Origin of the sequence: Spiroplasma endosymbiont of Megaselia nigra, from assembly GCF_003987485.1 — a bacterium.
Taxonomy (GTDB): Bacteria; Bacillota_I; Bacilli_A; order Mycoplasmatales; family Mycoplasmataceae; genus Spiroplasma.
This window is the reverse complement of sequence record NZ_RCOO01000075.1, coordinates 1-5,334: the sequence shown is the minus strand read 5'-3', so window position 1 is coordinate 5,334 and position 5,334 is coordinate 1. Positions and strand designations below refer to the sequence as shown.

The 5,334-nt window shown below is 23.3% G+C and carries 8 protein-coding genes; 1 reads left to right on the top strand and 7 read right to left on the bottom strand.

Annotation, left to right across the window (positions count from 1 at the left end):
* The first annotated feature begins 1 nt into the window (after position 1).
* Complete coding sequence (locus tag D9R21_RS08660) at positions 2–136, top strand: IS3 family transposase (protein WP_126820873.1); 135 nt, start codon at positions 2–4, stop codon at positions 134–136.
* A 56-nt stretch (positions 137–192) separates the two neighbouring features.
* On the opposite strand, the gene D9R21_RS04155 is transcribed toward D9R21_RS08660, so the two are convergent.
* From D9R21_RS04155 to D9R21_RS08655, 7 genes are all read right to left on the bottom strand, one after another.
* The gene (locus tag D9R21_RS04155) at positions 193–1,683 is read right to left on the bottom strand and encodes a hypothetical protein (RefSeq protein ID WP_126821219.1); all 1,491 of its coding nucleotides are present in this window, start codon (positions 1,681–1,683) and stop codon (positions 193–195) included.
* Positions 1,684–1,718: 35 nt separating this feature from the next.
* Positions 1,719–2,684: a DNA polymerase III subunit delta gene (gene holA / locus D9R21_RS04150; RefSeq protein ID WP_126821218.1), complete on the bottom strand. Its 966-nt coding sequence runs from the start codon at positions 2,682–2,684 to the stop codon at positions 1,719–1,721.
* A 79-nt stretch (positions 2,685–2,763) separates the two neighbouring features.
* Positions 2,764–3,435, bottom strand: a complete 672-nt coding sequence (locus D9R21_RS08360) for a ComEC/Rec2 family competence protein (RefSeq protein ID WP_241568748.1) — start codon at positions 3,433–3,435, stop codon at positions 2,764–2,766.
* A 582-nt stretch (positions 3,436–4,017) separates the two neighbouring features.
* Complete coding sequence (locus D9R21_RS08355) at positions 4,018–4,197, bottom strand: hypothetical protein (RefSeq protein ID WP_241568747.1); 180 nt, start codon at positions 4,195–4,197, stop codon at positions 4,018–4,020.
* On the bottom strand, positions 4,191–4,751 hold the full coding sequence (locus D9R21_RS08350; protein WP_241568746.1) for a hypothetical protein: 561 nt from the start codon (positions 4,749–4,751) through the stop codon (positions 4,191–4,193). The genes D9R21_RS08355 and D9R21_RS08350 overlap by 7 nt, the downstream gene beginning before the upstream one ends.
* Before the next feature lie 50 nt (positions 4,752–4,801).
* The gene (locus D9R21_RS04140; RefSeq protein ID WP_241568745.1) at positions 4,802–5,038 is read right to left on the bottom strand and encodes a hypothetical protein; all 237 of its coding nucleotides are present in this window, start codon (positions 5,036–5,038) and stop codon (positions 4,802–4,804) included.
* 160 nt (positions 5,039–5,198) lie between these two features.
* The gene (locus D9R21_RS08655) at positions 5,199–5,333 is read right to left on the bottom strand and encodes an IS3 family transposase (protein WP_126820873.1); all 135 of its coding nucleotides are present in this window, start codon (positions 5,331–5,333) and stop codon (positions 5,199–5,201) included.
* Position 5,334: the final 1 nt, after the last annotated feature.

The window sequence follows — 5,334 nt, the reverse complement described above, 5'->3', positions numbered from 1 at the left end:
TATAACAAAATACAAAAATTTTAATGAGCTAAAAAATATGATAGATAATTATATTGTTGAGTATAATAATTATAGAAGGGTTTTAAAATTAAAAATGCCTCCAATTCAATTTGAATTAAAAAGCATTTTAAATTAAAAAAATAATTCTCAGTTATTTGAAACTGTGCAAATCATAATTAATATGATTTTTTTTTATTTATCTTTTGATTTATTAGAATCATCTTTTTCAAAAACATTATCATTCTTAAACTCATCATCAAATAATGTTGGATCCATTTCATATTTTTGTCCATTCATCATTGCAGTAACTGCTTTTTGGTATTCTGTATTGGCACGAATTAATTTATTACGGTCTGTTTTAGGAGCTAAAACTGCTAAAATAATAACCATAATTCCTGCAAGAAGACCAGCAATCATTGAAATAATTGTAAAAATATGTAATACTTGGTAAGTTGTGCTATTATAAACTTCGCTTACTAAACTATTAATTGTCATAGTTAAATCTGAATCTGGTAATAATAATCATTCTGTTATTTCTAATTGTGGGTCGTTTTTAATAATATAGCCATTATTAGGTACCGATATAATATTAAAATATTTCTCAACAACATTTGGTAATAATACTTGAATTAATGACAATGAAGAATAAAGAAGAATAATGATTGATAATACAACTGGTCAGAATCTAACAACATAATTATCCCGTTTAAAACGCTTTTTCCCTAATAATTCATAACCCAAGAAAATTCCTGGCAAAATCGATAAAATTCCTGAGAAGGTTTGCAATCCGGCGGAGTGCATTAATAAAAATTTATATTTTGAACCAAAACTAAATACTTCACTAAAATTATTGTTAGCATTATGTAAAGCACTATCAGCACCACCACCAATAATAAAAATTGCACTAGTTCCTGGGATTGTATAAACAATTACTTTTGTGTCTAAATAGATATTTAAATAGGAATTTAAAAATCACAATAAAATTAACAAAACAGAAGCTAAAATAACAAAACGAGCAACAATTTTCTTTAAAATTGGCATATACTTTGGTTTTGAAGTATAAAAATAAAACCGTGGGTCTAAGCGTGGATGAATTGGCATATTTGCCATTTGCTGCATCATTTGTGACATATCAAATTTACTTGGATCACTAAAGTCCAGGCTAATGCCACCCATTGGCGCTCCTATGCCCCCAATTCCTCTTGCTGGTCCTACTTCCGGTTGTGATGCGTTTGCCCTTTCTTCATTAGCTTTAACTTTTAACTTATCACGAGCATTATCAATTGCTTTTTCATCAGTAAAATCAGCTGTGGCATCAATTAACTCATTAGTAACGATGTTTTCTCTGGTAATATAATTTTTTTCAACACCAAAATTTGAAACAATATATTGCACAAAAGCAACATATTCTTCATCTAAAATATTAAAAGTAGCCCCGTCAACCTTTTCAATTGTTTCTGATTCATTAGTAATATCAGCCAAAACTTGAGCAAATGAAAGAGTAAATTTATTATCATTTAAATTTGCATTAAATTCTTTTTCTAATGTTAATAAATTACAAATTTGTTGAATTACTAATTTTTTAAAGTCCTGGTTAACTATTACTTGTGCCTTAATATTATCATCGTTAAAGATATTATATAATGTATAAACTATATGGGCATATAATTTATTTTCTTTCATTTATTTATGTCCCTCATCTCTCTTTTTGTAATAATTTAATTTATATCAAATAATTTAATTAAATACAAATCACTACTAATTTCTTTTCTTATTATACCTTTTTTTATATTATAATCAATTCAAAATAATTCTTGAATAATATTATTTGCTTTATTAATACTGAAATTATGCATATGCTCTGAAATTTTTTTTACTCGAAACGGATGAATTTGTAAAATTTCTGCAATTTGTGAAGGTGTTTTTTTTAAAGCAGATAAAACAATAATATCTCTTGTAAAAATAATACTGTTGGTAATTAATGCTAATAAAGCAATACTATTTAAACCCCGTTCTTGTAAATAATGATAATTTATTAAAAAACTATTCAAATCATTTTTTAATAAATCATCAACTAATTTAAAAATATCGGTATCTAAATACTTTGTCATATTATTTTCAATTAATTCCATCGTAATATTTGAGTTTATTAATAACAATTTTTCTAATTCATTTTTAATAATATATAAATTATTTGGCAAATATTCAACAATCTTAGAAATTAAATTTTGTTTAATCGTCCCATTATGCTTTGTAATATAATCATCAATAAACTTAATTAATTCATTATATGATAAATTTGTTGCTTTTAAAACACTAGTTAGTGCTAACATTTGTTTAGTTATTTTTAAACGATTACTAAGTTTATTGACTGGACAAATAAAAATAATAAAAGTACTCGGATTTGGAGCTGTTAAATATTCCATTAAACTTGTTAAATAACTTTTATTGTCTATTTTTGTCTTAATCTTTTCTTCTGTAAGAAAATAACTATCATTAACCATTATTATTCTTTTTTCTGAAAACATTGGAATTGTGTTGGCATCATTCAGAATAGATAATAGGTGGTCTTCTAAATAATTATATTCTTGTAAATAATACTCATTATCAGGATTAATTTTTTTTAAAATCTTATTTTTTTGCATTTTAATTAAAAAAGCATCTTCTCCATATATTAAAAACATCTTTTAAAGCTCCTTTAGAATGTTCTAAAACTTATGACAAAGTAATATTATCATATAAAGTAAAAAATAAATTAGGGATTTAAAATAATTTAATTGCTGTTGATGCTGACATAATATTAAATTGAAGATTCCTTCTACCATTTGTAAAATAAATTTGGCACCTAATTGTTTTTAAATTTTCAACAACAATTGGCGCTGGATAATTTTGGCGTTTTGTTTTTTCACCAGAGATGAAGCAAACCTTTGGTGTTATTTTTTGTAAAAATGCTAAGCTTGAACTAGTTTCTGAACCATGATGCGGAACTTGTAACAGAGTGATCGGATATAATTTTTCTCGTAATAAATTTATTTCAATTTTTTTACTAATATCACCTGTTAATAAGATTTGATATTGACTTATTTTAACCAAAAGCACTAAACTATTATTATTTTCATCTTTATCATTAATTGTTTTATGTAAGACAGTAAATCCTAATCCACCAAATTGAAATGTTTTCAATTTTGTATCATTTTGAATTACTTGTTTAACATTAAAATATTTTTTTACAGTTGGTAAATTATTCTTATGATCATCATGTTGATGTGAAACAAAAATAGCACCAATTCAATTAATACCTGCTCATTTTAAATAATTACTAACTAATTGTTTTGAACGACCATAGCCAACACCAACATCATATAAAACTGTTTTTAAAGTACGCTTGTCTTGAAAAACAATTGTTTGACCGTTACCAACATTTAACATTGTCATTGAATAATGAATACTAGTAAAATATGATTGCAAACTATAACAAATTATTGATAGAATGCAAAATATTCTAAATATTTTGTTTCCAAACACACTTTTATTCATTCCTCATAAAAGAATATAATATAATAAAAGAAATCACAAAGGGACATAACCAATATTTCATATTAAATTAATTTTATTTAAAATCACCATATAATTAATTAAAAATAAGTAAAAATATTGATAAATAAAATAACATGGTGGTATAAAAACAATTATTAAAGAGAATAAATAAATTAATGATAAGATTGGTAACAATAATAAATTAAATAAAATACTAGAAAAATTTAATTGATAATTAAAATATAGCATTCATCCAAGTAGAAAAATAAATACCATTAAGTTATAATATAGCAATTTCTGTCAAAAATAATAATGTTTTGTTTTTGAATTTAAGTTTAAAAATAATCATGTTATTGTAAAAATATATCAAAACCCACTTCCTAAAAAACTATATGGAAAAAATAATAATATTAATAAAATACTTAAATTTCATTTTTGCTTTGCTATTAATTTATAGTCTCAAAAGTGAACATTAAATAGTTATAACGATAACAAGACAATTGCTTTTACACTAGCAAAATAAAAATTTAATAAATATAAATAAAAAAATAAGAATAAGTAAATTAAAAAATAATAACCTTTTCGTCGTATTATTCGTTTAAAAATTTTGCTTAAAATATAAAACAAAATATTAAGATGATAACCTGAAACAATTAACAAATGAATAACGCCCAATTGAAGAAAATAATCATATAAAACAAGTGTTGTCTTTGTTTTTGTCCAAATAAAAATAAAGCAAGCGTATCTTTTGTTAAGTTATCATAACTATTAAAAAACTTTGTTATTTTGGCAAGAATAGTATTTCCAGGTTTAACATCAATTACTTTTGTTATATTAAACTGATGAAAAATGTTATTAGCATTCAAAAATGATTGCATATTTAATTCATACACATTAGGTCCTGATTTAATGTTTGAATAATAACCCTGTAAACAAATTTGATCATGTAAATTAAAATTAATAGTTGTTTTTAAAAAATATTGTTTTCAACCAACACTAAAATAATAATAACCATTTCCTTGTTTTTGAATTTTGCCACAAACAATGTTGTTCTCCTGCAAACTTGGTTGTTGTAAATAATAATGACATAATGCTGAAACAATGATTGCAAAAATTAATACTCCTCAATAAATTTTTTGTTGTTGCCAAATCAAAATAAACCCTAAACATAAAACGACTAAAATTGACCAATAACTATTAATCAATAATACCATCCACTAATAAAAATTGTTCTTGTTTTAAAAATTTTAATTTAGATTTTAAATTAAAAAACACAAAATAACCTTAAAATATTAAAATATTTTACATAAGTTCCTGCTAAATATTGTTGTAATTTATTTATTATCTTTTTTGTATCAGTAGTTTCTAATTGTAAAATATTTATTATTTGAGAATGTAAAAATTGTGGAATTAAAACCTGATTCAAAAGTTGTTTGGTAATTAAATAGCGGTGGTATCATTTAATATATTTTGGGGTTGGAATTAAACCAATATTTGTCAATTGCCGATATTTTTTTGCAATGTATTTTGATTAATTAGCATATAGTTTTGAAACTTAAAATTAAATTTTAATAAAATTTCTTCAATTGAAATACCAAACATTTGTTCAGTTATCTGAAGCGGATTTGGTGCACAGTTTCAAATAACTGAGAATTATTTTTTTAATTTAAAATGCTTTTTAATTCAAATTGAATTGGAGGCATTTTTAATTTTAAAACCCTTCTATAATTATTATACTCAACAATATAATTATCTATCATATTTTTTAGCTCATTAAAATTTTTGTATTTTGTTATA